The organism is uncultured Brachybacterium sp. (assembly GCF_947500705.1).
In the GTDB taxonomy this organism is placed as follows: Bacteria; Actinomycetota; Actinomycetes; order Actinomycetales; family Dermabacteraceae; genus Brachybacterium.
In genome coordinates this window covers 427,422-452,939 of the sequence record NZ_CANMSY010000001.1, presented here as the reverse complement: position 1 = coordinate 452,939, position 25,518 = coordinate 427,422, and the positions used below count along the sequence as shown (strand labels likewise).

At 71.0% G+C, this 25,518-nt stretch carries 23 protein-coding genes; 18 read left to right on the top strand and 5 right to left on the bottom strand.

The window, feature by feature from the left end; genetic code table 11:
- Positions 1-63 precede the first annotated feature (63 nt).
- The 6 genes from pstC (at position 64) to Q0937_RS02095 (ending at position 6,008) form a co-directional block, all read left to right on the top strand.
- Entirely contained in the window at positions 64-1,026 is a 963-nt protein-coding gene (gene pstC / locus Q0937_RS02120) for a phosphate ABC transporter permease subunit PstC (protein WP_299299239.1), read from the top strand.
- Positions 1,027-1,035: 9 nt separating this feature from the next.
- On the top strand, positions 1,036-2,199 hold the full coding sequence (gene pstA / locus Q0937_RS02115; protein WP_299299237.1) for a phosphate ABC transporter permease PstA: 1,164 nt from the start codon (positions 1,036-1,038) through the stop codon (positions 2,197-2,199).
- Between the two features lie 28 nt (positions 2,200-2,227).
- On the top strand, positions 2,228-3,013 hold the full coding sequence (gene pstB, locus Q0937_RS02110) for a phosphate ABC transporter ATP-binding protein PstB (RefSeq protein ID WP_299299235.1): 786 nt from the start codon (positions 2,228-2,230) through the stop codon (positions 3,011-3,013).
- A gap of 434 nt (positions 3,014-3,447) precedes the next feature.
- The gene (locus Q0937_RS02105; protein WP_299299636.1) at positions 3,448-4,194 is read left to right on the top strand and encodes an ABC transporter ATP-binding protein; all 747 of its coding nucleotides are present in this window, start codon (positions 3,448-3,450) and stop codon (positions 4,192-4,194) included.
- Entirely contained in the window at positions 4,191-5,537 is a 1,347-nt protein-coding gene (locus Q0937_RS02100) for an FtsX-like permease family protein (RefSeq protein ID WP_299299233.1), read from the top strand. The genes Q0937_RS02105 and Q0937_RS02100 overlap by 4 nt, the downstream gene beginning before the upstream one ends.
- Positions 5,538-5,681: 144 nt before the next feature.
- Positions 5,682-6,008, top strand: coding sequence for a rhodanese-like domain-containing protein (locus Q0937_RS02095; RefSeq protein WP_299299231.1), 327 nt, complete (start codon positions 5,682-5,684; stop codon positions 6,006-6,008).
- Positions 6,009-6,083: 75 nt separating this feature from the next.
- Here the strand turns inward: Q0937_RS02095 and Q0937_RS02090 are convergent, their stop codons facing one another.
- Positions 6,084-6,836 carry a CPBP family intramembrane glutamic endopeptidase gene (locus Q0937_RS02090; RefSeq protein WP_299299634.1) on the bottom strand — a complete coding sequence of 251 codons (753 nt, stop codon included), beginning with the start codon at positions 6,834-6,836 and terminating at the stop codon, positions 6,084-6,086.
- Positions 6,837-6,985: 149 nt separating this feature from the next.
- On the opposite strand from Q0937_RS02090, the gene Q0937_RS02085 reads away from it, so the two are divergent.
- A complete protein-coding gene (locus tag Q0937_RS02085) occupies positions 6,986-7,675 on the top strand; it encodes an SDR family oxidoreductase (protein WP_299299229.1) in 690 nt (229 codons plus the stop codon).
- Between the two features lie 193 nt (positions 7,676-7,868).
- Here the strand turns inward: Q0937_RS02085 and purB are convergent, their stop codons facing one another.
- Positions 7,869-9,284, bottom strand: a complete 1,416-nt coding sequence (purB, locus tag Q0937_RS02080; protein ID WP_299299227.1) for an adenylosuccinate lyase — start codon at positions 9,282-9,284, stop codon at positions 7,869-7,871.
- 96 nt (positions 9,285-9,380) lie between these two features.
- Positions 9,381-9,794, bottom strand: a complete 414-nt coding sequence (locus Q0937_RS02075; protein ID WP_299299225.1) for a phage holin family protein — start codon at positions 9,792-9,794, stop codon at positions 9,381-9,383.
- Between the two features lie 104 nt (positions 9,795-9,898).
- Between Q0937_RS02075 and Q0937_RS02070 the strand changes: the two genes are divergently transcribed.
- Entirely contained in the window at positions 9,899-10,990 is a 1,092-nt protein-coding gene (locus tag Q0937_RS02070) for a histidinol-phosphate transaminase (RefSeq protein WP_299299223.1), read from the top strand.
- A gap of 117 nt (positions 10,991-11,107) precedes the next feature.
- Here the strand turns inward: Q0937_RS02070 and trpB are convergent, their stop codons facing one another.
- A complete protein-coding gene (trpB, locus tag Q0937_RS02065) occupies positions 11,108-12,436 on the bottom strand; it encodes a tryptophan synthase subunit beta (RefSeq protein WP_299299221.1) in 1,329 nt (442 codons plus the stop codon).
- 395 nt (positions 12,437-12,831) lie between these two features.
- Between trpB and Q0937_RS02060 the strand changes: the two genes are divergently transcribed.
- From Q0937_RS02060 to Q0937_RS02050, 3 genes are all read left to right on the top strand, one after another.
- Positions 12,832-14,160 carry a nitrate/nitrite transporter gene (locus Q0937_RS02060; protein WP_299299219.1) on the top strand — a complete coding sequence of 443 codons (1,329 nt, stop codon included), beginning with the start codon at positions 12,832-12,834 and terminating at the stop codon, positions 14,158-14,160.
- A gap of 101 nt (positions 14,161-14,261) precedes the next feature.
- Positions 14,262-15,554 carry a Gfo/Idh/MocA family protein gene (locus Q0937_RS02055; RefSeq protein ID WP_299299217.1) on the top strand — a complete coding sequence of 431 codons (1,293 nt, stop codon included), beginning with the start codon at positions 14,262-14,264 and terminating at the stop codon, positions 15,552-15,554.
- Between the two features lie 106 nt (positions 15,555-15,660).
- Positions 15,661-16,419, top strand: coding sequence for a hypothetical protein (locus Q0937_RS02050; RefSeq protein WP_299299216.1), 759 nt, complete (start codon positions 15,661-15,663; stop codon positions 16,417-16,419).
- Here the strand turns inward: Q0937_RS02050 and Q0937_RS02045 are convergent.
- A complete protein-coding gene (locus Q0937_RS02045; RefSeq protein WP_299299214.1) occupies positions 16,394-16,852 on the bottom strand; it encodes a response regulator transcription factor in 459 nt (152 codons plus the stop codon). The genes Q0937_RS02050 and Q0937_RS02045 overlap by 26 nt on opposite strands.
- A 116-nt stretch (positions 16,853-16,968) precedes the next feature.
- Between Q0937_RS02045 and Q0937_RS02040 the strand changes: the two genes are divergently transcribed.
- From Q0937_RS02040 to Q0937_RS02010, 7 genes are all read left to right on the top strand, one after another.
- Positions 16,969-18,525, top strand: a complete 1,557-nt coding sequence (locus Q0937_RS02040; RefSeq protein WP_299299212.1) for a glycoside hydrolase family 3 N-terminal domain-containing protein — start codon at positions 16,969-16,971, stop codon at positions 18,523-18,525.
- Positions 18,526-18,796: 271 nt separating this feature from the next.
- Positions 18,797-19,945, top strand: a complete 1,149-nt coding sequence (locus tag Q0937_RS02035; protein ID WP_299299632.1) for a thiamine pyrophosphate-dependent dehydrogenase E1 component subunit alpha — start codon at positions 18,797-18,799, stop codon at positions 19,943-19,945.
- Entirely contained in the window at positions 19,942-20,925 is a 984-nt protein-coding gene (locus tag Q0937_RS02030; RefSeq protein WP_299299210.1) for an alpha-ketoacid dehydrogenase subunit beta, read from the top strand. The genes Q0937_RS02035 and Q0937_RS02030 overlap by 4 nt, the downstream gene beginning before the upstream one ends.
- Before the next feature lie 33 nt (positions 20,926-20,958).
- Positions 20,959-22,473 (top strand): dihydrolipoamide acetyltransferase family protein, encoded by a 1,515-nt coding sequence (locus Q0937_RS02025; protein ID WP_299299208.1) that lies wholly within the window; start codon positions 20,959-20,961, stop codon positions 22,471-22,473.
- A 147-nt stretch (positions 22,474-22,620) separates the two neighbouring features.
- A complete protein-coding gene (locus tag Q0937_RS02020) occupies positions 22,621-23,229 on the top strand; it encodes a CrcB family protein (protein WP_299299206.1) in 609 nt (202 codons plus the stop codon).
- Complete coding sequence (locus Q0937_RS02015; protein ID WP_299299204.1) at positions 23,226-23,636, top strand: CrcB family protein; 411 nt, start codon at positions 23,226-23,228, stop codon at positions 23,634-23,636. The genes Q0937_RS02020 and Q0937_RS02015 overlap by 4 nt, the downstream gene beginning before the upstream one ends.
- Positions 23,633-25,453, top strand: a complete 1,821-nt coding sequence (locus Q0937_RS02010) for a CopD family protein (protein WP_299299202.1) — start codon at positions 23,633-23,635, stop codon at positions 25,451-25,453. The genes Q0937_RS02015 and Q0937_RS02010 overlap by 4 nt, the downstream gene beginning before the upstream one ends.
- The last annotated feature ends 65 nt before the right edge of the window (positions 25,454-25,518 follow it).

The following is a 25,518-nucleotide window of genomic DNA, read 5'->3' as shown; positions in this document are numbered from 1 at the left end:
CACCACAGCACCACAGCACCACCCGCATTGCCCCACCGCCCGTGAGCTCTGAGGAAGGCCCCTATGAGCAGCACTGATGTCGAATCGGAACCATCGACCGCGCCACCTGCGTCCATGAAGACCAGTGGCCGGCGCATCGGCGACTCGGTCTTCTCCTACCTGAGCGTCGGCTCGGGCGTCCTCATCTTCCTCACCCTCGCCGCAGTGGCGATCTTCCTCACCAGTGAGTCGATGCCGGCGATCATTGCGAGCCAGGAGTTCGCGGGCACCGCGGAGTTCTCCCTCATCCAGACCGCGCTGCCGCTGATCTTCGGCACCGTGCTCGCCTCGGCGATCGCCCTGATCATCGCGATCCCGATCTCCATCGGCATCGCCCTGTTCATCTCCCACTTCGCGCCGCGGCGCATGGCAGCCGGGCTCGGCTACATGATCGACCTGCTGGCAGCGGTGCCCTCGGTCGTCTACGGACTCTGGGGCGGGCTCTGGCTGGTTCCCAGGATGGAGCCCCTGTACGTCTTCCTCAACACCTACTTCGGGTGGATCCCGCTGTTCGGCGGCGATCCCACCGCACCGATGCGAAACCTCGCCTCCGCCTCGATCGTGCTCGCGGTGATGGTCCTGCCGATCATCACCGCCGTCTCCCGCGAGGTGTTCCTGCAGACCCCGCGCCTGCAGGAAGAGGCAGCGCTCGCCCTCGGCGCGACCCGCTGGGAGACCATCAAGACCGTCGTCCTCCCCTTCGGGCGCAGCGGTGTCGTCGCCGCCTCGATGCTCGGGCTCGGCCGTGCGCTCGGCGAGACCATGGCCGTGCTCATGATCCTGGCCCCGGGCGCGACCTTCTCGCTCCACATCCTGGAGGTGGGTCGCCACAACTCGATCGCCGCCAACATCGCGTCCAAGCAGGCGGAGGCCTCCGGGGTGGACATGTCCCTGCTCATCTTCACCGGCCTGGTGCTGTTCGTGCTGACGTTCATCATCAACGCGCTCGCCCGGTGGATCGTCGCCCGCAGCGGCCCCAAGAGCTGAGAGGTCACCATGAGCTCCTCCACTTCCGTGCAGACCCCCCTCTCGGTCAGGTCGACCGACGAACGCCGGCTGCCCTGGTACCACCTGATCTTCACCGGACTCGCCGGACTGCTGGTGGCGGTCGCCGCGCTCTCCATCGCCGGTGCCCTCTCCGTCGCCAGCGCGATCCTGCTCGGCTTCGTCCTCCACCTGCTGTTCGGCTGGACCTACTCGCTGGTGCGCGAAGGTCCGCGCTGGGCCATGGACCGCCTGGTGACGCTGCTGGTCATCGGCGCCTTCGCGGTCTCGATGTTCCCTCTGCTCTCGCTGCTCTGGTCGGTCATCAGCAGGGGCATGACCCGGGTCCTCGCGGCCAAGCCCGACGTCCTCTCCTTCTGGACGAGCGACATGTCCGGAATCATCGGCGGCGCCGACGCGGGCGGCGTCTTCCACGCCACCGTCGGCACCCTGCTGATCACCCTGTGGGCCTCGATCATCTCGATCCCCGTCGGCCTGTTCACCGCGATCTTCCTGGTCGAGTACGCAGACCAGGGATGGAAGCGGACCCTCGGCAAGGGCGTCACCTTCCTGGTCGACGTCATGACCGGCATCCCCTCGATCGTCGCAGGCCTGTTCGGTCTGGCGGTGTTCATCGCCTTCATGCCCGACCAGAGCGTGCGGATGGGCATCATGGGTGCGGTCGCACTGTCCCTGCTGATGATCCCCACCGTGGTGCGCAACAGCGAGGAGATGCTGCGCCTGGTCCCGATGGACCTGCGCGAGGCCGCCTACGCCCTCGGCGTGCCGAAGTGGCTCACCATCGTCAAGGTCGTGCTGCGCACCGCGATCGCGGGCCTGACCACCGGCGTCACCCTCGCGATCGCGCGCGTGATCGGCGAGACCGCCCCGCTGCTGCTCACCGTCGGCATGGTCACCTCGGTCAACTGGGACATGTTCGACGGACGCATGGCGACCCTGCCCACCTTCATCAACCAGCAGTACCGCAACGGCAACGCGAACTGCATGAGCGAGACGGTGACCAACCCGGTCAACCAGGAGATCTACGCCTGCTCGATCTCCACGAACATCGATCGGGCCTGGGCCGCAGCCTTCACCCTGATCGTCATCGTGATGGTGCTCAACATCGCCGCCCGAATGATCAGCCACTACTTCTCCCCGAAGCTCAGTCGCTGAGCTCTCGCCCTACGCGAAAGGACATCTGATGGCAGCCCCTCAGCCCATCAACGTCGAGGACCTCAACATCTACTACAGCGACTTCCTCGCTGTGGAGGGCGTCAACGTCCAGATCCGGCCCCGTTCGGTGACTGCCCTGATCGGCCCGTCAGGCTGTGGCAAGTCCACCTTCCTGCGCACCCTGAACCGGATGCACGAGGTGATCCCGGGTGCCTATGCCGAGGGCAAGGTCGAGATCAACGGCGAGGACATCTACGACTCCAGGGTCGACCCGGTCAACGTGCGCCGCCGCGTGGGCATGGTGTTCCAGAAGGCGAACCCCTTCCCGACCATGTCGATCCGCGACAACGTGCTGGCCGGGGTGAAGCTCAACAACCGCCGGATCTCCCGCACGGCCGCTGATGAGCTCGCCGAGCGGGCGCTCAAGGGCGCGAACCTCTGGAACGAGGTCAAGGACCGCCTCGACAAGCCCGGCATGGGCCTCTCCGGCGGTCAGCAGCAGCGACTGTGCATCGCTCGCACCATCGCGGTGCAGCCCGAGGTGGTGCTGATGGACGAGCCCTGCTCGGCCCTGGACCCGATCTCGACCCTCGCGATCGAGGACCTGATCCATGAGCTGAAGCAGGAGTACACGATCGTGATCGTGACCCACAACATGCAGCAGGCCTCCCGCGTCTCCGACCGCACCGGCTTCTTCAACATCGCCGGCACCGGTAAGCCCGGGCATCTCATCGAGATCGACGAGACCGACACGATCTTCACCAACCCCACGAACAAGCAGACCGAGGACTACATCTCCGGCCGCTTCGGCTGAGCCGAGCCTGTCGGGGCACGCCGAGCCCGCTGAGCCCGCCGGCGGCAGCTGATGTCGAGACACACCAGCGGCAGCCCCTCGAGAACACCGATATCTTTCGATTGCGGCAGGTATCGGTGTTCTCGTTCGGTGTGCCGCGTGATGCGGCGGGCGCGGCCCGACCCGGCCTGCCCTGGCTGACTTGGCGCGGCCCCGCGCCGTGACACTGGTATTCCCTGCGGGTCAGACCAGGGTCTGATCCGTGACCGGCGGAACAGCACCCGGGGCGGATGCGGCGAGAGCGGTGCGCGCGGGAATCTTGGGGTATGAACACCAGCCCGTCCGCAGACACGGCTCCTTTCTCACCGCAGTCCGCCCCGCTCCCGGTCCCGCAGCCCGTACCGTCGTCCGTCCCGCAGACGCACGGCGCGCACCAGGTCGCGCAGACCGGGATCATGCGTCCCTCGCCGGTGCTCTCCGCCCGTGGCCTGCTCCAGAGCTATGGCACCGGAGGCACCACCACCCGGGCGCTGGACGGCGTGGATCTCGACATCGCCCGCGCCGACTCGCTCGCGGTGATGGGCCCGTCCGGCTGCGGCAAGACGACCCTGCTGCACATCCTCGCCGGCATCCTCACCCCCACCTCCGGGACCGTCCTGCATGAAGGCACGGACCTCGCGTCCCTCGGGGACCGCCGCCGCACCCGTCTGCGCCGCAGCGACTTCGGCTTCGTCTTCCAGGACGGCCAGCTGCTGCCCGAGCTCACCGCGCTCGAGAACGTGATCCTGCCGCGCATGCTCGGCGGCACCTCCCGCCGCGCCGCGACCGCCGAGGCCGCCTCCTGGCTGGACCGCCTGGGACTGTCAGGCATGCATGACCGCCGCCCCACCCAGCTCTCGGGCGGGCAGGCCCAACGGGTCGCGATCGCCAGGGCGCTCGCCGGCCGGCCCTCGGTGGTCTTCGCCGACGAGCCCACCGGCGCGCTGGACCAGGCCACCGGCCAGTCCGTGCTGCAGATCCTGGCGGACTCCTGCCGCGACAACGGTGCGGCCCTGGTGATGGTCACGCACGACGCGCAGGTCGCCGCCGCCTGCCGCCGCACCGTCACCATGCAGGACGGCCGCATCGCCCAGGAGTTCGTGCGGCCCGCGGCGACGGCCGGGACCACCGGATCCCACCGGACCGACGGGGCGACCCGATGAGCGCGCTGCTCGCCTCCGCCCCGCTGCTGCTGCGCCGACGCGGCGCCCTCGCCGACATTCTGCCCGTGATCGCCTTCGCCGCCGCCACCGCGATCACCGCGACGGTGCTCGGCGGTGCCGCCGCCTTCGTCGGCCGGATCCCTCCGGACGACGTGGCGATGACCGGCGAGGCATCGGTCATGCCGTTCCTCGCGATCTGCGCGCTGATCGCCTCCGTGCTGCTGGTGCCCAGCGCCGTCGGCCTCGGCGGCTCTGCCGCGCGGCTGTCCCTCGCCCGCCGGGAGCAGGACCTCGCCGCCATGCGCCTGGTCGGCGGGACCAGCGGCCAGGTCGGCTCGGTCGCGGTGCTCGACGTCGCCGCCCAGTCGCTGCTCGGCGCTGTCGTCGGTCTCTGCGCCCATGCGGCGGTCACCCCGGCGTTGACCCGGCTCGACTTCGGGATCGCGCCGTTCACCGTCGGCGATCTGCTGCTGCCGGTGTGGGCCTATCCCGTCCTGGTGGTCGCGCTGGTGCTGATCGCCGCCGGCTCTGCGGCCGTGTCCCTCGCCGGGGTCGTGCTCAGCCCGCTGGGCGTGGCCCGCGACTCGCGGGTGGTGCGCCTGTCGGTGCTGCGCGTGGTGCTCTGGGCAGTGCTGATCGTGGGGTTCGTGGCCTTCATGAACGTCGGCGGGATGCTGCTGGGCTCAGCGGGCACCGGGGTCATGATCGCGATCATGGTCCTGTTCATCGCCGCGATCGTCGCGGGGATCAACGTGGTGGGCCCGTTCATCGTGTGGATCACCGCGCTGGCACTGGCGAAGACCGCGCCCATGCCCTCCTTGCTGGTCGGGGCGCGACGCCTCGCCGGCGACCCGCGGGCCGGCTGGAGAGCCGTCTCCGGCATCACCTTCGCACTGGTCATCGCCGGCTTCCTGACGATGATGGCCACCCTCGGCGAAGCGACCAATCCCGAGGAGGCGATGATGTTCACCGCCATGACCACCGGCGGCCTGCTCACCCTGGGGATCGCCGCAGTGCTCGCGGCCGTCAGCACCGGGGTCTCCCAGACCGCCCGGGTGATCGACCAGGCCCCGCGCCTGCGCTCCCAGCACATCGCCGGCGCCGAGGTGGGTCAGCTGCACCGGGCCCGCCTCGCCGAGATCGCGGTGCCGGTGGCGCTGAGCTCCCTCATCGCGACCGGCACTGCGCTGCTGGTGCTGACCACCTTCCTCGGGGGCGCCCCGAGCGATCCGATGATGGCTGTGCAATATCTGGCCAGCGTGCTCGGTGCCTACGCCCTGGTGATCGCTGCGGTGCTGGTGGGCTCACCGCTGGTGACGCGGTACGCGACGCGCGCCGCCTGAGCCGGGCCGTCGGAGCGGTCTCCCATGGCGACGCCCGACAGACCGCCGACGGGTGACCGCCCCTTCCCGGGCCGGTCGCCCGCCGGCTCGCACCGGTTGCCGGCCGGCTCGCACCGGGCTCCCGACGGCCGCTAGGCTGGCTTCATGAACTTCGAGAACGTCGCCCCGAATGCGGTCCCCGAGGGCGTGCATCTCATCGATGTGCGTGAGCAGAACGAATGGGACGCGGGCCATGCCGCGACCGCTCAGCATCTCCCGGCCAGCACGCTGATGGAGCACCTCGACGAGCTGCCGGAGACCGATGACCCGCTGTACATCGTGTGCCGCAGCGGCGGCCGCAGCTTCCAGGTCGCCCAGTGGCTGAACGCCAACGGCTTCGAGGCGATCAACGTCGCCGGCGGGATGGATATGTGGTTCGAATCCGGGCTGCCGATCGTCTCCGACGGCGAGGGCGAGGCGTACGTCCTCTGACACGGATGGTCGCTGAGGCCCGTCTCGGGGCGCGGCCGCCCAGCGCCGCAGGCCAGTGCTGCAGTCCGGCGGCACTCAGGTGGAGATGACGTCCCGCAGCAGGGCGTAGCCCACGAAGGCGAACACATCCAGCAGGGTGTGCACGATGACCAGCGGCATCGTGCGGCGGGTGCGGCGGTACCATTCGCCGAACACCAGTCCCATCGCCAGGTTTGCGAGCCCTGGGCCCACGCCTTGATAGGTGTGATACGCCCCGCGCAGCACGGCGGAGACGATGATGATCCTCCGCGCGGACCAGCCGAGCTTCTCGAGCCGCTGGAACAGATAGCCGACCATGATCACCTCCTCCAGCACCGCGTTCTTCACCGCGTGCAGGACCAGCACCGGCAGCGTCCACCAGTGGGTGTCCAGCGCCGCGGGGATCACCTCGACCGTCGCCCCCAGCAGTCGACCCAGGTAGTAGATCGCGAGGCCGGGCACGCCGATCACCGCAGTGAGCAGCACGCCGTGCAGCAGATCCCTCAGCGGGCGACCGAGGTCCATCCCCAGATCATGGAGCGCCTGCCGCAGCGAGCCGGCGGTGAGCGTCAGCAGCAGCACCACCAGCGCGACCGGGGCGAGGGTGAAGGTGATCGAGAGCAGCTGGTACAGCAGATCCAGCCAGGCGTTCTCCCGCAGCGAGCTGTTCAAGGCGGTGGTCTGCCCGGACAGCGGCCCGGCGGCCAGGGCCTGGGCGAGTGCGAGCAGCGAGTACACAGCGCTGCGGCCCAGCGACAGCGCGAGCACGATCAGCACCTCAGCGCGCAGCCAGGCCCGGGACGGGATCATGGATTCCACCCGATCATGGTCTCACTGCGGGCACTCGCACCGCGGGGCGATCGCGCCGCAGAGCGCTCGCACTGCAGGACAGCAGGCCGCGGAGCCGCGGTACGCGTGGTGCGTGGTGCGTGGTGCGTGGTGCGTGTCAGACTCGTGGCATGACCTCGCCAGCTGTTCTGATCACCGGAGCGACCCGCGGCATCGGCCGCGCCGTCGCCGACGAGCTCGCCGCCGACCACCACCTGCTCCTCGGCGGACGCGACCTGGCCGCGCTCGAGCAGCTCGCCGCGCAGTACCCCTCAGCTCAGCCTTTCGCCGCCGAGCTCACCGACGCCCCCGCGCTGCAGCGGGCAGTGGCGGCGCTCGAGCTGCCGGAGGGCCTTGCCGGCGTGGTGCACTCGGCGGGGATCCTGGTCAGCGGCAGCATCGAACAGCTCAGCGCCGAGGAGTGGACGCAGTCCTTCGCGGTCAACGTGGTCGCGGTCGCCGAGCTGACCCGCCTGCTGCTGCCCGCGCTGCGCACCGCCCGCGGCACCGTGGTCACGATCAACTCCGGCTCGGGCTTCACCGCCGGAGCCGGCGGCGGCGCCTACAGCGCCTCGAAGTTCGCGCTGCGGGCGCTGAGCGACTCGCTGCGCGCCGAGGAGCGCGAGCACGGGGTGCGCGTCAGCTCTATCCATCCCGGTCGGGTCGCCACCGACATGCAGCGCCAGCTGCGCGCCTTCGAGGGCGGCGAGTTCCGCGCCGAGGACTACATGGATCCGGCCACGGTCGCCGCGACCGTGGGCCTCGCCCTGCGCCTGCCGGCGGAGGCGAGCGTGGACTCCCTCTCGGTCCGTCCTCGCTGAGGCGTTGCCGTGATGGGCCGACGTCGGTGCCGCCGGGCGCCGCCTCGGCCTGACCCCATCGACCGTTGCGTCCTTGGCGCTCTGCGAGCTCAGAACGCCCTCAACGCAACGGTCGGCCTGGCGGTGGCCCTTCTTCGTCACGGTCGGCCTGGCGGTGGCCCTTCTGTGCAGCGGTCGGGCTGACAGTGGCCCTTCAGGCCTGCGTGTCGTCCAGGTGTTCGACGAGCTGCGCGGCGTAGCCGACGTAGGTGTGCGGGCTGAGCGCCAGCAGTCGCTCCTGCTCCGCGGCGGGCAGGCCGAGCGACTCGATGAACTCGCGCATGCCCGCCCCGTCCACGCGGTGGCCACGGGTGAGGTCCTTCAGCCGCTCATAGGGGTTGTCCAGTCCCGGCACGCCCTGCACGCCCAGGGTGCGCATCACGGACTGCACCGCCTCGCCGAGCACCTCCCAGTTCCCGTCGAGGTCTGCGGCCATCGCGTCCGCATCGACGTCCAGGCCCGCGAGGCCCTTGCGCAGGTTCGCGATCGCCAGCAGCGAGTGGCCGAGCGCCGGCCCGATGTTGCGCTGGGTGGTGGAGTCGGTGAGGTCACGCTGCAGGCGGGTGGTGACCAGCGTCTGCGAGAGCGAGTCGAGCAGCGCGCCGGAGATCTCGAGGTTCGCCTCGGCGTTCTCGAAGCGGATCGGGTTCACCTTGTGGGGCATGGTCGAGGAGCCGGTGCCGCCCTGGGCCGAGAGCCGCTGACGGAAGTAGCCCATCGAGATGTAGGTCCACACGTCGGTGGCGAGGTTGTGCAGGATCCGCCCGGCGCGCGCCACGTCGGCGTAGATCTCGGCCTGCCAGTCGTGGGACTCGATCTGGGTGGTCAGCGGGTTCCAGGTCAGCCCCAGGTGCTCCACGAAGCTGCGGGAGACCTGCTCCCAGTCCGCCGAGGGCACGGAGACGGCGTGCGCGGCGTAGGTGCCGGTCGCGCCGTTGATCTTGCCGAGGACCTCGTCGGTGCTGATTCGGCGCTCCTGGCGTCCCAGCCGGTAGGCGAAGACCGCGATCTCCTTGCCGAGGGTGGTGGGGGTCGCGGGCTGGCCGTGGGTGCGCGAGAGCATCGGCACCTCGGCGGCGTCATGGGCGAGCGCGGTGAGATCCGCGATCACCTCGCGCAGCGCCGGCAACCACACCTGCTGCACCGCACCCTGGACCATCAGGGCGTAGGAGAGGTTGTTGACGTCCTCGCTGGTGCAGTAGATGTGCACCACCTCGGCGAGCGGCTCGAGCGAGGTGCCGGCCAGACGGCGCTTGATGTAGTACTCGACCGCCTTGACGTCGTGGACCGTCTCCCGCTCGATCTCGGCGTGCTCGGCGATGCCCTCGGCACCGAAGTCCTCCGGGATGGCGCGCAGCAGGGCCCGCTCGTCGTCGGTGAGGGTGCGCAGGCCCGGGATCACCTGCTGATCGAGCAGGTGGATCATCCACTCGGTCTCCACCACCAGGCGGGAGCGGTTCAGCGCCGCCTCGGAGAGGTGATCGACCAGCGGCGCGACCTGTGCGCGGTAGCGGCCGTCGAGCGGGGTCAGGGCGATCTGCGGGGTGATGTCCGCGAAGGAGTGAGCCATGGGGAGCATTCTCCCAGATGCGACAGCTCGACCGACGGTCGCGCCGCCGGGCGGACTGCTCAGGTGCTTCGCGTCAGGGTCGGGCCAGCGGGATCCTCACTCGCCGGCCGAACGGCTGAGGTCACCGCGCTCGTTGCGGATCCCGGTGACCCCTTCGACGATCGCGGAGAGGATCCCGATGATCACGCCCGCTCCGAGCGCCCACCAGAAGGAGTCGAACTGCAGGGTCAGGCCCACCAGGCCCGAGACCCAGCTCGCCAGCAGCAGCATCAGCGTGTTGATGACCAGCTGGAACAGGCCGAGTGTCAGGCAGGTGATGGGGAAGGTGAGGAAGGACAGGATGGGGCGGATGATCGTGTTGATCAGCGCCAGGATCAGCGCGATCGCCCCGATGGTGAGAACCTGGGTGAGGACGGTCGCGCTGTCGTCGCCCAGATGCATGCCGGGCAGGATCAGCGCGGTGACCCACAGCGCGAGACCGGTGACGATGATGTGGCCGAGGAATCTCATGGGTCCATTGTCCGCTCCGAGCCTGGGCGGCGCATCAGGGTTATCCCCCTGATACGGCCCGGACAGCGCGCCCCTGTGTGGCTCATCAGGCATACCCTGGCGGTATGTCCGACCAGCCCCTGGAGAACGTCCGCCTGCGCCCGACGCTCGAGAACCTGCCCGCCTACGTCCCCGGCAAACCCGGGGCCGACGACGGCCTCATGCGCTTCAAGGTCTCCTCGAACGAATCACCCTTCCCGCCGGTCGATGCCGTGCGCGAGGCCGTGGTCGCCTCCCTCGCCGGGGCGCACCGGTACCCGGATGCGGCAGCGATCGCGCTGCGGGAGAAGCTCGGGGTGAAGCACGGCGTCGATCCCTCCCAGATCTCCCTGTCCACCGGATCGGTCGCCGTCTCCGGCGACCTGGTGCGGGCCGTGGTGGGGGAGGGAGACGAGGTCGTCTACGCCTGGCGCTCCTTCGAGGCCTATCCGATCCTCGTCGGCTCCCACGGCGGGGTCTCCGTCCCGGTCCCGGTCACCGTGGCCGGGGAGCACGACCTCGAGGCGATGGGCGCGGCGATCACCGACCGCACCCGCCTGGTGCTCCTGTGCACCCCGAACAACCCCACCGGTCCGTCGCTCTCGACCGAGCAGGTCGAGGAGTTCCTGGCCCGGGTCCCGGACCATGTCGTGGTCGCGATCGACGAGGCCTACCGCGAGTTCCACGACCCCGCCACGGTGCTCGGCACCGCCGGGATCTTCCGTCGCCACGGCAACGTGGTGCTGCTGCGCACCTTCTCCAAGCTGCAGGGCCTGGCCGGTCTGCGGATCGGCTACGCCGTCGCCCATCCGCGCCTGGCCCGGGCGCTGGGCCAGGTCACCGTGCCGTTCGGTGCGAGCGTCCCTGCGCAGGCGGCGGCGCTCGCGAGCCTCCATCCCGAGGCACAGGAGGAGCTCGCACGGCGCGCGGAATGGATCCGCTCCGAGCGCTCCCGGGTGCTCGCCGCGCTCGCCGCCCAGGGCTGGGTGCTGCCCGTCAGCCAGGGCAACTTCGTGTACTTCCCGCTCGGGGAGGACTCGGCGGCCTTCGCCGAGTTCGCCGACGCGCGCGGTCTCGTGCTGAGGGCCTACGGCACCGACGGGGTGCGCGCCACCATCGCCGAGCAGGCGGCGAACGATCTGCTCATCGAGATCGCCGGCGCCTGGCGCGAGCGCTGAGCAGGACGCCCACCCGCTCAGCACCGGCGCGGGCTCGACGCCGGCGCGAGGTGCGGCATCGCACCCCGCGCGCGGCACTTCCCGCGCCCGGCACTCCCCGCACCAGGCGGTGAGCGCTCAGCGCACGACCTCGTCGGCCTCCCCGCGCATCCCGATCCGCTCCGCCACGAAGTCGATGTCCTTGTCACCCCGGCCGGAGAGGTTCACCAGCAGGTGCGAGTCGGCGGGCAGCGAGGGGGCGATGCGGATCGCGTGGGCCAGCGCATGGGCGGATTCGAGCGCCGGGATGATGCCCTCGGTGCGGCTGAGCTGCTGGAACGCCTCCAGCACCGCATCGTCACCCTCCCTGACGTACTCGACCCGACCCAGCCGGTGGAAGTGCACGTGCTGCGGGCCCACGCCCGGGTAGTCCAGACCGGAGGCGATCGACTGGACCTCTGCGGCCTCCCCGTCGGCGCCCTGCAGCACCAGGGTGTCCATGCCGTGCAGCATCCCGGGAGTTCCGAAGGTCATGGTCGCCGCATGCTGGCCGGGCTCGTCGCCCTGGCCGCCGGGCTCGACCCCGATCAGGCGCACCTCCCGATCCTCGAGGAAGCCGGTGAAGGCGCCCATCGCATTCGAGCCGCCGCCCACCGAGGCGATCACCGCCTCCGGCAACCGCCCGTGGGCGGCGAGGAACTGGGCCCGCGCCTCGCGCCCCACCACGGACTGGAAATCGCGCACCATATCGGGGAAGGGCGCAGGCCCCACGACCGAGCCGATCGCGAAGAGGTATCGCTCGGGGTCCGCCGCGTAGACGGCGAAGGCGGAGTCCACGGCCTCCTTGAGGGTCCGCTGGCCGACCTCGACGGAGACCACCTTCGCACCCAGCAGGCGCATCCGCACCACATTCGGTCGCTGCTTGGCGACGTCCACCGCGCCCATATGGATCTCGCATTCGAGCCCCACCAGGGCTGCGGCGGTCGCGAGCGCGACCCCGTGCTGGCCGGCGCCGGTCTCGGCGATCAGGGTGCGCTTGCCCATCCGCTTCGCCAGCAGCGCCTCGCCGATGGTGTGATTGATCTTGTGCGCGCCGGTGTGGTTCAGGTCCTCGCGCTTGAGGTGGAGGCGGGCGCCGCCGAGGGCATCGGAGAGACGATCCGCGCTCGAGATCGGGGAGGGGCGGCCCACGACGTCGCGCAGCAGGCGCGAGTACTCGGCGTAGAACTCCGGATCATGGCGCGCTTCCTCATAGGCCGCGGCGACCTCCGCCATCGGACCGACCAGCGGCGGCGGCAGGACCGCGCCGCCGAACTCGCCGAAGCGGCCGCCGGTGTTCCCGGTGAACTCGGGGGAGTGGGTGAGGGTCGTGGCCTCGGCGAGGGTCCGAGGTGCGGTCGCCGACGGGGCGGGAACACTCGCGGAGGAAAGGTCCGACGATGCCGTGGACGGGGCGGTGCTGGTCATGAGGGTTCTCCGATGTACGGGCCCGTCGCGGGCTGCTCCCTTGCAGAAAGAAGCCGCCCGGCAACGGGCGGCTTCTGTGTCAGCGCATGCGAAAGGGGACCGCCCTCAGGCGGTCCACCAGCTGATCATCGCGATGTGCATGGCACGGAGGATAACCCGCGTCAGGACGGCCACGATCCACGGTCCGGCCTGTGGAGCGCCGGCCCCTGGACCGAGAGCATCGCCGGTGGAGATCCTGAGCGCCGCCGATGGCACGAGGCGACCATCACTACCGCTTCGACGCCTGACCCGGATAGCCTCGGAGACGGTCGGGACCCAGCCGCTGCGGGAAGGGCGCCCGAGGCGCCCGGTCCGACTGTCCCGACGCCCACCCCGACCACTGTGAAGGACCCTTCATGAGCACGCCCACCGCGCCTGCCCCCGTTCTCGGAGGGCCCCGCGCGTACCTGGTGTGGGTCGCTGCCGTGACGGCCTACTCGATCGCGGTGCTGCAGCGCACCACCATGGGTGTCGCCGGGCTCGAGGCCACCGAGCGCTTCGGCGCCTCCGCGACGATCGTCTCCACCTTCGTCGTCCTCCAGCTCGCCGTCTACGCGCTCTGCCAGATCCCTGCCGGGGTGCTGTTGGACCGCTACGGCTCCCGCGTCACCCTGGTCGCCGGTGCCCTCCTGATGGGCGGCGGGCAGCTGCTGATGGCACAGACCGAGACCGTGGGCACCGCGATGATCGCCCGCATCATCCTCGGCGCCGGTGACGCGCTGACCTTCTCGAGCGCGATCCGTCTGGTCCCGGCCTGGTTCCCACCGGGCCGAGTGCCGCTGCTCACCCAGCTCACAGGCATTCTGGGCCAGGTCGGGCAGATCGCCTCGGCGGTGCCCTTCGTGGCATTGCTGAGCCTGGCCGGCTGGGGCACCGCCTTCGCGTCGGCCGCCTCCCTCAGTGCGGTGGCGGCACTGCTGGTGCTGTTCGTGGTGCGCGCGACCCCGGCGGGGGTGCCCCGCCCCCGGGTGAAGCAGGATCTGCGCAGGATCCCGCAGGTGCTGGTGCGGATCATCCGCCACCCCTCCACCCAGCTGGGGTTCTTCACGCACTTCACCGCCGGCTTCACGGGCATCGCGTTCTCCATGATGTGGGGCTACCCGTATCTCACCGCGGGGGAGGGGCTCAGCCGACCCGCCGCCTCGGCGGTGATGACGGTGCTGGTGGTGGTCGCGATCATCGCCGGGCCCGTGATCGGATCGCTCACGCAGCGTCACCCGCTGCGCCGCTCGACCCTGGTGCTGCTGATCGTGGTGAGCATCGTGGTGCCGCTGCTCGCGCTGGTGCTGTGGCCCGGTCCGGCACCGATCTGGCTGCTGATCCTGCTGGTCACCGGCTTCTCCATCGGCGGGCCGGCCAGCAGCGTCGGCTTCGACTTCCCGCGCACGGATCTGGCCCGGCACCGGCTCGGCACTGCCACCGGCGTGGTGATCATGGGCGGCTTCATCGGCGGCCTGATCTCGATCCTGCTCATCGGCGTGGTGCTGGACCTGCTGCGGCCCGACGGGCACTACGACCTCCAGGCCTTCCGCCTCGCCTTCGCGGTGCAGCTGCCGATGCTCGTGATCGGGGTGACCGGGATGCTGATCACCCGTCGGAACCTGCGGCGCAGGATGTCAGCGCGCGGCCAGGAGGTGCCGCTGTGGCGCGATGTCTGGCGCTCGGGACGCTGGCGTCGGCTCTGACTTCGCACGGCATGGACTTCGCACGGCATGCGCTGAGGGCTTGCCGCACTCCCGCGATCTGACGTAGCGTTCCTCCCGTCGCTTACTTTCAAGGAGGAACTATGTCGTTCACGCTGGGCATCGTCGGAATCGGTCAGTTCGGCTCGCACTTCGCGGAGCTCTTCGCCGCCCATCCCGAGATCGATGCGCTCTACGCCGTCGATGCCGTGCCCGAGCGGATCGACGCCCTCGAAGCGCGAGGCGTGGCGTTCGCCAAGCGATTCGACACCCTCGAGGACCTGCTCGCCTCCGACGTCGACGCGGTCGCGATCTTCACCCAGCGCTGGACCCACGGCGAGCACGCCCTGGCCGCTCTGCGCGCCGGGAAGCACGTCTACTCCGCCGTGCCGATGGCGATCGAAGAGGACGAGATCCGCCAGATCACCGAGGAGGTCCAGCGCACGGGGCTCGTCTACATGATGGGCGAGACCAGCCAGTACAACGCCGCCGTGGTGTTGGCCCGCCGGATCCACCGCACCGGCGCCTTCGGTGAGGTGTTCTACGCCGAGGGGGACTACGTCCACGACATGGACCTCGGCTTCTACGACGCCTATAAGTTCTCCGGCGGCGAGAACTGGAAGGCCACCGCGTCCTACCCGCCGCTGCTGTACCCCACCCACTCCATCGGCGGGATCCTCGGCGTGATCGGTGAGCGTCATGCCGTGTCCGTCTCGGCGCTGGGCCGCCCCGACACCCGCGGCGACGGCGTGTTCGACAAGGACGTCTCGATGTTCGGCAATGACGTCTCCAACGCCTTCGCCCTGTTCGGGATGGACAACGGCGGTGCCTTCCGCACCAACGAGCTGCGCCGGGTGGGCTACCCCAGCCACAAGCGCGAGTCCCGTTTCCGCTTCTTCGGCGAGGAGTCGAGCTTCGAGGAGACCATCGACGTCACCTACTGGCACGACAAGCGCCGCGTGCTGGACGTGACCGAGCTGATCGCGACCGGCGCGACCATGAGCCTGGACGACCCGCGCCTGGCGGACGTCTCCCCGGCCCTGCGCGATGCCTTCGTCGCGGGTGCCGCTCCCGCCCACCACCAGGAGCGCCTGCCGAAGGAGTTCCAGGGGCTGCCCAACGGGCATGAGGGCGCCCACCACTTCCTGGTCGACGACTTCGCCCGCGCCGTGGTCGACGGCATGCAGCCGATGGTCAACGCCTGGCAGGCCGCCCGCTACACCCTTCCCGGCGTCATCGCCCACCAGTCGATGAACCAGGCCGGCGAGCGGCTCGAGATCCGCGACCTCGGCGACTGCCCGCTCCCGGTCCAGGACCTCGACGCGGACCAGGAGCCGATCGACCTCGAGGCGCTGTACACCGCGCAGGAGGCGGCGAAGGGCACCGTCGCCGAGTGATCCACGCCGCAACCAGCGGCGAGCTCCGGCGGTGCGCCACGGTGGCGGGCGGCGAGCTCAGGCGGTGCGCAGCAGGGGAGCTGGTCGGCGCGCTTACAGTGCACTGGTGATGCAACGCCGCCCCGTGGAGCTGCTGCTCGGCATTCTCCGCCCTGCCCGCTCCGCGATCTCCGAGTCCGTCGGCCCCCGTGCCGCCCTGGCCCATCAGCTCGCCCTGTCCGCCTGCATGGTGCTGGGCGTGGCGGTGGTCGACGACCAGGTGCTCGGGATCCCCTGGCTGTACTGGACGGGCCAGGCGGCGGTGCACGCCCTGACGCTCGGCCTCGTGCTCGGGATGCTGCTGAGCCGGGCCGGCGTGGAGCGTCCTGTCTGGGCGGAGCGCCTGCTCGTCCTGCTGCCCGTGCTGGACCTGCTGGTCCTCGCCGTGTGCCGCTGGTCCGTGGTGAACACGGCGGGCTTCCAGGGTTACCTCATGGCGGTGCCGATGGTGTGGCTGGCGGCGCGCTATCGGTACCCCGGCGCGGCGCTGGGCATCGCGTTCACCCTCGGCTCGATGCTCCTGGGCCTGCTGGTCTCACCGGAGCACGGGCTGCTCGGGCTGGTCTCCCGCGGACTGTCCACCGCGGTGCTGACCGGAGTCCTCGCCGAGCGCGGGGTCCTCTCGTCCTCGGCGAGTGCGAAGCGGATGACCAGGGGCCGGGCCCGGAGGTCCAGCTGCTCGCGACGGCGCCTGCTGCTTGCTCGCACCGCATGGACCAGGAACAGAGCGCTCATGGTGAGGAGGATGAGGGACCAGAGCGCGACGAGCGCGGCGAGCAGCAGGCGGGGATCGAGCTCGATCATCGGCGCGCGAGCATGGAGGTGACCCGCACGGCGAGCTCCCGGCGAGAGAACGGCTTGGTCATGTAGTCGTCCACCCCCGCGGTGAAGCCGTTCTCGAGGTCCCGCTCCTGGCTCCGTGCGGTGAGCATCAGGACCCGCAGGGTGGAGCCCGCAGCACGGAGGCCGCGGACCAGGTCCACACCGGTCATGCCCGGCATCATGTGGTCCACCACCGCCAGATCGAAGTCGTTGCGCGCGGCGAGCGCGTCGAGCGCGGCCTCGCCGGAGCCCACGGCGGTCACCGAGTGCCCCGAGGAGCGCAGCTTCAGTGAGACCAGCTCCACGATATCGGTGTCATCGTCCACGACCAGGATGTTCGCCGTGCAGACATCGTAGTCAGCAGGGGCGCCGGCTGCGTCCGGATCGGCACGTGCTGTCGTCTCGGCGGGACCGCGGGACGCGGCGTCGGCGGACATCAGGCCGGCACGGCCGCGTGCCGAAGGTGTGCGGTGACGATGCCGGCGGGGCTGATGACGGTCCCCGCCGCAGCCTCGCCCAGGGCATGACGGCCGGCGCCGTGAAAGGCTGAGGCATGGAACCTCCCTCATGGGATCCCGACGCTGCGGATCCCGACGCTGCATATCCCGACACCGCGGATGTCGACGCCTGGGACCCCGACGCGCTCGGCGTGCTGATGGCACCCTTCACCGGCACCGAGCTGCCGGACTGGATGGGGGAGGCGCTCGACGCGGGCCTCGCCTCGGTGATCCTCGTCGGCCACAACACCCCCGACGCCGCCACCGCCCGACGCCTCGCCCGCGCGGTGCACGCACGCTCCGAGGAGTGCGCGGTCGCGATCGATGAGGAGGGCGGGGACGTCACCCGCCTCCAGGCGGTCACCGGCTCCTCCCTGCCCACCGCCTGGGCGCTGGGGGTGGTGGACGACATCGAGCTGACCCGCGAGGTCGGCAAGGCGCTCGGGGACCTGCTCGCCGCCTGCGACCTGGACCTCGATCTCGCCCCGGTCCTCGATGTCTCCACCGACCCGGCGAACCCGGTGATCGGCACCCGCGCCTTCGGTGATGACCCCGACCGGGTCGCCGCCCACGCCAAGGCCTTCGCGACCGGACTGATCGAGGCGGGGCTCGGCACCTGCGCCAAGCACTTCCCCGGCCACGGCGCCTCCGCCACCGACTCCCACACCGCCCTGCGGCTGATCGACCTCGATGCCCGCCAGTTCGAGCGCGAGCACCTCGCACCGTGGCGGATCGCGCCCTGGCTCGACAGCATCATGACCGCGCATGTGCTGGTCCCCGCCTATGGCGCCGGCCCCGCCTCGATCTCGCCCTGGTCGCGCCCGCTGCTGGACCGGGCCGTGGGCGGCACCTACCAGGGCCTCGTGATCACCGACGCGCTGGACATGGCGGCCGTCGCGGCGGACCTCGGATACGGCGAGTCCGTGGTGCGGGCGATCGAGGCCGGTGCGGACCTGCTGTGCCTGGGCACCTCCCTGCGCCTCGACGATGAGCAGATGCTCCGCGAGGCCCACGACGCCCTGCTCGGAGCGATCGACAGCGGACGGCTCCCGCGGGAGACGCTGCGTGCCCGGGCCGAGCGCACCCGCTCCCGCCTGCACTCCCTGCGCATCCGGCGCCGGTTCGTGCCCGCCCCAGAGCTCGAGGACGCGCTGCGCCGGGTCGAGCGGCTCGGCGCCGAAGCGGCAGCCCGCGCAGTCCGGGCCCGGCACGCCTCCCTCACGCTGGATCCTGCGGTGGTGCTCGACCTGCGCGTGCGCGCCCAGCACGCCTCCGGGGCCCGCACTCAGCAGCTCGTCGAAGCACTCCGCGAGCGCGGGGTGCAGGCTGTGGAGCCCGACTATCCCGACCAGCTCGATCTGCCTGGCTCTCCCGGCCGGCTCCCTCCGCAGAGCACCGCCGCCCAGCTGCTCGCGATCACCCGGCTGCCGCGCAGCGACCCCGAGGAAGGCCGGCGCCTCGCCGCACTGGCCGCCCGGCACCCGGAAGTGATCGTCGTCCACACCGGGGTGCCCGACGCGGCACCCGACCATCGCCGCCTGGTGCTCGCCCACGGCGGCGGCCGCACCATGATGCGTGCCGCGGTGGACCTGATGCTCGGGAGGCAACGCTGACGGGGACGCGCTCGAGATCGCCGAGGGCATCGGCGCCCGCACGGTGGCGGTCACCGGCTCCCCGGCCAGCCCGCTCGCCCGGCGCAGCGGCTTCGTGCTCCTCGCCGCCTCGCGGGAGCCCTCCTTCCGGGCCGTACCCGGGCCGCGCTCGAGGACCGTCGCCGCTGAGGCGCGCCGTCCGGATCATCCTTGACCTTACGGTGCCGTAAGTTACGCTACCCGGGTGAGTGTCTTCCGTTCCACGATCCCTGATGTCGCGGCTGAGGAGCCGATGGTCCAGCTCCTCGCGGCCGACGGCACCCGCACGCCGCACGCCGAGTTCGATGCGGTGCTCGACGGCCCTGACGGCGCGGGCGGCCTGGCAACCCCCGAGCGCCTGCGCGGCTACTACCGCGACATGGTGATGATCCGCGCGGCCGACGTCGAGGCCACCAGCCTGCAGCGCCAGGGACAGCTCGGGCTCTGGGCCAGCGCACTCGGCCAGGAGGCGGCCCAGATCGGGGCCGGCCACGCCTCCCGCGAGCAGGACTATCTGGTGCCCACCTACCGTGAGCACGGCATCGCCTGGGCACGCGGTATCGAGCCCTGGCGCCTGCTGGAGTCCTTCCGCGGGGTCAGTCACGGAGGCTGGGACCCCAATGAGCTGCGCACCCACCCCTACATGATCGTGCTCGGATCCCAGGCCCCGCACGCCGTCGGCTATGCGATGGGGCTGCAGCGCGACGGCGTGGTGGGCACCGGCCAGCCGGAGACCGACACCGCAGTCCTCGCCCTCTTCGGCGACGGCGCCTCGAGCGAGGGAGAGGTCTCGGAGGCCTTCACCTTCGCCGCCTCCTTCCAGGCACCGGTCGTGTTCTACACCCAGAACAACCAGTGGGCGATCTCCGTGCCCACCTCGGTGCAGTCCCGGGTCCCGCTCGCCCAGCGCTCCCGCGGCTGGGGGATCCCCTCGGTCAGGGTGGACGGCAACGACGTGCTCGCCGTGCTCGGCGCCGTCCGCATCGCCCTGGATTCCGCGCGGGCGGGCAAGGGACCCGTGTTCGTCGAAGCCCTCACCTACCGCATGGCCGCACACACCACCAGCGACGACGCCTCCCGCTACCGTCCCTCCTCCGAAGAGGAGGAATGGGCCCAGAAGGATCCGATCCTGCGCCTGCGCCGCCACCTCGAGCAGCTCGGCGAGATCGACGAGGCGTACATCGCCCGCTGCGACGAGGAGGCGCACGACCTCGCGATGCAGCTGCATCACCACATCCACGGGATGGAGGACCCGGACCCGGTGGGCATGTTCACCCACGCCTACGCCGAGCCCCATCCGATCGTCGAGGTCGAGCGGGAGCAGTACCTCGAGTACATGGCCCAGTTCGAGAACGACGACGACATCGACAAGAGCGCCGAGCAGAAGGGGGAGCGCGCATGAGCAGCACCAACCTCCCGATCGCGAAGGCGATCACCGCCGGGCTGCGCGACGCGATGGCCGCGGATGACAAGGTCCTGCTGATGGGCGAGGACATCGGCGTGCTCGGCGGCGTCTTCCGGGTCACCGACGGCCTGCATGCCGAGTTCGGCTCCCAGCGCGTGGTCGACACCCCGCTCGCCGAGGCCGGCATCGTGGGCACCTCCGTGGGCCTGGCCGTGCGCGGCTACCGGCCCGTGGTCGAGATCCAGTTCGACGGCTTCGTGTTCCCGGCCTTCAACCAGATCACCACCCAGGTCGCGAAGATGCACAACCGCACCGCCGGTGCGGTGCACATGCCGATCGTGATCCGGATCCCGCACGGCGGCGGGATCGGTGCGATCGAGCATCACTCCGAGAGCCCGGAGGCGCTGTTCGCGCACACCGCGGGCCTGCGGATCCTGGCTCCCGCGACCGCGCAGGACGCCTACTGGATGACCCGACAGGCCATCGAGTGCGAGGACCCGGTCATCATCTTCGAGCCCAAGAAGCGCTACTGGGTCAAGGGCGACGTGGACCCAGATCACCGCCCCGAGCTGTCCCCCTGGGAGGCGACGGTGGTGCGACAGGGCACCGACGCCACGCTGCTGGCCTGGGGGCCGAGCATGCCGCTCGCGCTCGAGAGCGCGGAGGCCGCCGCCGAGGACGGCATCGACCTGGAGGTCATCGACGCCCGCTCGCTGGCGCCCATCGACTACCCCACCATCATCGCCTCGGTGAAGCGCACCGGCCGCCTGCTGATCACCCATGAGGCCCCGGTGGTCGGCGGCCTCGGCGGGGAGATCGCGGCCCGGATCTCCGAGGAGTGCTTCTACCACCTCGAGGCCCCGGTGCTCCGCGTCGGCGGCTACCACCTGCCCTACCCGCCCTCGCGGATGGAGCACGCCTACCTTCCCGACCTCGACCGGGTGCTCGACGGCGTGGACCGCCTGCTCGAGCACTGACGGAAGCGCCCCGCGCGTGAAAGGATCACGACCATGAATGCCGCCACCCCCGCAGGCTCCGCCGGATCACCCGGCGCGAGCTCGATCGTGACGATCCCGCTCAACGACCCCGGAGAAGGCCTCACCGAGGCCGAGATCCTGGAGATCAAGGTCGCCGTGGGCGATCGTGTCGAGATCAACGCCGCGGTGGTCGAGGTCGAGACCGCCAAGAGCGCCGTCGAGCTGTCCACCCATGTCGCCGGCACCGTCGTCGCGATCCTCGTGGCGGTCGGCGATGAGGTGCCGGTGGGCACCGGGCTGATCCAGGTCGACACCGCCGGCGGCCCGGTGCCTTCGCCTGCGCCGCAGCCCGCTGCCGGACACCGATCTGCCGATGTGCAGCCGAGCTCCCCGCAGCAGATCTCTGCGCAGCCCGAGGCGGACCCGTCGGCCGAGGAGCTCGCCGCGCAGGCCACCGCAGCCACCGCAGTCAGCGCAGAGGCTGCTCCGGAGGAGCCGAAGAACCTGGTCGGCTATGGCACTCAGGCCGCACCGCAGCGCCGTCGGCGACGTCTCGCCGAACCGGCCCAGTCCGATGACGGCCAGCAGGTGCCGATCGGCCGCATCCTCGCCAAGCCGCCCGTGCGCAAGCTCGCCCGCGATCTCGGCGTCGCACTGCACGATGTGCTGGCCACCGGGCCCGAGGGGACCGTCACCCGTCAGGACGTGCTGAACGCGCAGCAGCGCGCCTACGGCGGTGAGGTCGACGGCGACTACTTCCCCGAGGAGTCTCCGCAGGCCCCGGAGGGTCTCGGCGGTGCCATGAAGTCCACTCGTGACCAGCCCTTCTCGGGTGTCACCAGCGATGACCGCACCACGCGGGTGCCGATCCGCTCGGTGCGCAAACGCACCGCGGAGGCCATGGTGGCCTCGGCCTTCACCGCACCGCACGTGACGGTCTTCAACGAGATCGACATGACGGGCGCGGTGCAGATCGTCAGCCAGCTGCGCGCCTCGCGCGAGTGGACCGACGTCAAGATCAGCCCCCTCGCCGTGATCGCGAAGGCGCTGCTGGTCGCGATCCGTCGCAATCCCGAGGTCAATGCCTCCTGGGATGAGGCGAACCAGGAGATCGTCTACAAGCACTACGTGAACCTCGGCATCGCCGCGGCCACGCCTCGCGGGCTGATCGTGCCGAACCTGAAGGATGCGCATCTGATGACGCTGCGGGAGCTCGCCGAGGGGATCAGCGAGCTCGCCCGCACCGCTCGCGCCGGCCGCACCTCGCTGCGCGACACCCGTGACGGCACCATCACGGTCACCAACTACGGCGTGTTCGACATCGACTCCGGCACCCCGATCCTGAACCCGGGGGAGTCCGCGATCCTCGGGGTCGGCGCGATCAAGGAGAAGCCCTGGGTGGTCGACGGGCAGATCGTGCCGCGCCAGGTCGCCACGCTCTCCCTCAGCTTCGACCACCGCCTGATCGACGGCGCGCTCGGCGCGGAGCTGCTCCGGGACGTCTCCGCCGTGCTGGAGGACCCCTCCCTCGGGCTCGTGTGGGGTTGAGCGACGAACTGCGCAGCTGCAGTCGCCGGGGAGCGTGCGAGTCGGCGGCGAAGGCGGAGCGGGAGGAGCTGGACCTGAAGGTGTGGGGTTGAGCGCCCCGGCGCCGCGAGCGGGCAGCGGCGGAGCAGTCGTCGGTACGCTGTGTCGGTGACCTCGAGCCCCTCTCCCGCGCCCCGCGCCCCACGTCGCGATGACCCGCGGATGCACACGGTCGAGATGGCCGCCGTGCACCTCGAGGACGTCATCGATTCCGAGACGCTCGGCTCCGGGCCAGCCCGCGCGCGCCTGACCTGGTGGCAGACCGCGCTGCTGGTGGCGGCCGGCGGTGCGCTCGGCGGGTTCCTCCGATTCACGCTCTCCGTGCTCTCCCCGACCGTCACCACCCCCACGCTGGTCGAGCTGCCCTGGGCGACGTTCGGGGTGAACCTGCTGGGCTGCCTGGCGCTCGGCGGGCTCAACGGCGCGCTCGAGGTGCGCGCCGGGAGATCCTGGATGCAGCCGCTGCTGGGCACCGGGCTCTGCGGCGGCTTCACCACATTCTCCGCCGTGGTGCTCGAGGGCTCGGCGATGATCGGCGCCGACTTCCCGCTGCTGGCCCTCTCCTACGGGGCGGCGACGGTGGTGCTGTGCCTCGGCGGCCTGATCCTGGGGCTGGTCCTCGGCCGGCGCCTCGCCGAGCCCCGAGGCACGGACCCCCGAGGCACCGACGTCCGCGATGCCGAGCCCCGCGACGCTGACGGGGAGGGACGGGCATGAGCGCCGGCGCATATCTGCTCGCCGCGCTGCTGGTGGGGATCGGCAGCGGGCTCGGGACCATCGCCCGCTGGGGCCTGCGTGAGCTCGCCAGCGCCGCGGCGGCATCACGCGCCGCAGGCGACGGTGACCGGGTGCGCCCCTGGTCCACCTTCGGCGCCAATCTCCTCGCCTGCTTCCTCATCGGGATCGTGGTGGCGATGTTCGGCTCCGCGACAGGGGCCGGTGAGTTCGTCTACCTGTTGCTGGCGGTCGGCTTCTGCGGCGGCCTGTCCACCCTCGCCACCGCGGCGTTCGACATCGTCGAGCTGGTGCGCCGCACCACCTTCTCCCTGGCCCTGGCGTACCTGATGCTGAGCATCGGCGGCGGCATGGCGGCGCTGTGGCTGGGGCTGGTGATCGCCTCATGAGCGCCCCTGCCGCCCTTCGCTCGCGCACGAAGCTGATCGTGGTCCTGGGAGTCGTGCTCGCCGTCTTCGCCGGGCTCTCGGTGCTCGCCGCCGCCGCTGCGGGCGGTGACAACCTGGTGCTGATGGATGCCGGACCGATCGCGCGCCATGGTGCCCCGATCGCGTCGATGCTCGCCGACCTCGCCGCCGCACTCACCCTCGGAGGGGCGATGGTCGCCGGCTGGCTGCTCCGCGAAGACGCAGACCGTGCCCGGGTGATGATCGCGGTGGGGGTCGCCGCCGCGATCACCACCCTCGCCCGCGGCACGTCGCTCGCCTTCTCGTATGCGGTGGCGACCGGGCAGCCCGTCGGCTCCCCGCGATTCGGCTCCGATCTCGGCGTCTTCGTCGCCACCGATCTGGGGATCTGGCTGCTGATCGCGCTGGTGGTCGCAGCGGCCACCACCACCGTCGCGGTGCTCGGCAGCTCCGTGCGCATCGCCCGCACGGTCGCGGCGCTGGCCGGTCTGATCGCCTTCAGCGCGGCGATGACAGGTCACGCCGCCGGCGACGAGACCCATGAGGTCGGTACCTCGACCATGCTCATCCACCTGCTCGCGGTGGGGATCTGGGTGGGAGGGCTGGCCGTGCTGCAGCTGCTCCCGGACCGCGGGCGTGATGACGGAGCCGTGGTGCGCGGATTCTCGCACCTGGCGCTCATCTGCTGGGTGGCGCTCGCCCTGAGCGGGGTGTGGGCGCTCGCGGTGCGGATGAACCATCCCGGAGAGATCCTCACCAGCCCCTATGTGCAGCTGGGGGTCGCCAAGGCTGTGCTGCTGATCCTGCTGGGCGGCCTCGGCATCCTGCAGCGACGCCAGATCGCGGAAGGCTTCGAAGACACCCACGGACCTGCTCGGACCGCCGCCCGGGCGGACGGCGGGACGCACGCCCGAGCCACCTATCGGCGCCTGGCCCTGCTCGAGCTCGCACTGATGGGACTCGCGGTGGCGCTCGCCGCCGCCATGAGCTCCTCCCCGCCGCCGGCCGATGCGAGCGCCCCGCCCGAGGACCCCGCCGGGGTGCTCACCGGCTATCCGCTGCCGGCGATGCCGGAGCTATCCACCGTCCTCACCGCCTGGCGGCCGGATCCCTTCGGGATCGCGCTGGCCTGCGTGGTGGTGCTGGTCTGGTGGCGGGCCCGGGCGCCGCATCGCTCGCGCGCGCAGAATCTTCGCCTGCTGACGGGCGCAGCAGTGCTCGTGCTCGTGACCAGCGGTCCGTTGAACGTCTACGGCAAGGTGCTGGTCTCCGCCCACGTGCTCCAGCATGTGCTGCTGATGGTCCCGGCCGGAGTGCTGCTGGGCAGCGTCGGGGCCGTGCCGCAGCGGCTGCGGGCCCTGTGCGACGGCCGCTGGTGGGCGGCCGTGCTGCTGGCTCTGGCCGGTCCGTCGCTGCTGATCATCGGCTATGTCAGCCCCTTCCTCCGGCTCGCGCTGGACGGGCATGCCGCGCACCTCGCGCTGCAGCTTCTCGCCCTGGCCGGGGGAGTGCTCACCGCGCTCACGATCCGCGCCGTGCCGTCCACGGCACCGCGCTGGCAGCGCCTGCTGCTGCGCGGATCTCCGCTGCTGCTGGGACTCGGCGCCGGGGTCACGCTGCTGCTGACCGACTCACTGCTGGCGGCGAGCTGGTTCGGGGCGACCGGCCGCAGCTGGTGGGCTGATGCGCTCGCGGATCAGCAGCGCGCCGGCATCGCCGTGCTGGTCGTGGTGGCCCTCGCTGCGGTGATCATGCTGGTGTCGCGTCGACGACGCACGGCACCTGCTCCTCCTGCCTGAGCCGGCGAACCCACCTGGCAGGCACACCCGCCTGGCGGGCGCAGCGGAGGTCGTGGACCGCCCCG

Bases quoted from the DNA above. Each gene is read 5' to 3' on its own strand.
- Q0937_RS02060 (WP_299299219.1), top strand. From the start codon at position 12,832: ATGAGCACGCCCACCGCGCCTGCCCCCGTTCTCGGAGGGCCCCGCGCG.
- Q0937_RS02085 (WP_299299229.1), top strand. From the start codon at position 6,986: ATGACCTCGCCAGCTGTTCTGATCACCGGAGCGACCCGCGGCATCGGC.
- Q0937_RS02035 (WP_299299632.1), top strand. From the start codon at position 18,797: ATGGTCCAGCTCCTCGCGGCCGACGGCACCCGCACGCCGCACGCCGAG.
- Q0937_RS02025 (WP_299299208.1), top strand. From the start codon at position 20,959: ATGAATGCCGCCACCCCCGCAGGCTCCGCCGGATCACCCGGCGCGAGC.
- Q0937_RS02075 (WP_299299225.1), bottom strand. From the start codon at position 9,794: ATGAGATTCCTCGGCCACATCATCGTCACCGGTCTCGCGCTGTGGGTC.
- Q0937_RS02095 (WP_299299231.1), top strand. From the start codon at position 5,682: ATGAACTTCGAGAACGTCGCCCCGAATGCGGTCCCCGAGGGCGTGCAT.
- purB (WP_299299227.1), bottom strand. From the start codon at position 9,284: ATGGCTCACTCCTTCGCGGACATCACCCCGCAGATCGCCCTGACCCCG.
- Q0937_RS02010 (WP_299299202.1), top strand. From the start codon at position 23,633: ATGAGCGCCCCTGCCGCCCTTCGCTCGCGCACGAAGCTGATCGTGGTC.
- Q0937_RS02100 (WP_299299233.1), top strand. From the start codon at position 4,191: ATGAGCGCGCTGCTCGCCTCCGCCCCGCTGCTGCTGCGCCGACGCGGC.
- Q0937_RS02055 (WP_299299217.1), top strand. From the start codon at position 14,262: ATGTCGTTCACGCTGGGCATCGTCGGAATCGGTCAGTTCGGCTCGCAC.
- Q0937_RS02015 (WP_299299204.1), top strand. From the start codon at position 23,226: ATGAGCGCCGGCGCATATCTGCTCGCCGCGCTGCTGGTGGGGATCGGC.
- Q0937_RS02090 (WP_299299634.1), bottom strand. From the start codon at position 6,836: ATGATCCCGTCCCGGGCCTGGCTGCGCGCTGAGGTGCTGATCGTGCTC.
- pstC (WP_299299239.1), top strand. From the start codon at position 64: ATGAGCAGCACTGATGTCGAATCGGAACCATCGACCGCGCCACCTGCG.
- Q0937_RS02030 (WP_299299210.1), top strand. From the start codon at position 19,942: ATGAGCAGCACCAACCTCCCGATCGCGAAGGCGATCACCGCCGGGCTG.
- Q0937_RS02105 (WP_299299636.1), top strand. From the start codon at position 3,448: ATGCGTCCCTCGCCGGTGCTCTCCGCCCGTGGCCTGCTCCAGAGCTAT.
- Q0937_RS02070 (WP_299299223.1), top strand. From the start codon at position 9,899: ATGTCCGACCAGCCCCTGGAGAACGTCCGCCTGCGCCCGACGCTCGAG.
- pstB (WP_299299235.1), top strand. From the start codon at position 2,228: ATGGCAGCCCCTCAGCCCATCAACGTCGAGGACCTCAACATCTACTAC.
- trpB (WP_299299221.1), bottom strand. From the start codon at position 12,436: ATGACCAGCACCGCCCCGTCCACGGCATCGTCGGACCTTTCCTCCGCG.
- Q0937_RS02045 (WP_299299214.1), bottom strand. From the start codon at position 16,852: ATGTCCGCCGACGCCGCGTCCCGCGGTCCCGCCGAGACGACAGCACGT.
- pstA (WP_299299237.1), top strand. From the start codon at position 1,036: ATGAGCTCCTCCACTTCCGTGCAGACCCCCCTCTCGGTCAGGTCGACC.
- Q0937_RS02040 (WP_299299212.1), top strand. From the start codon at position 16,969: ATGGAACCTCCCTCATGGGATCCCGACGCTGCGGATCCCGACGCTGCA.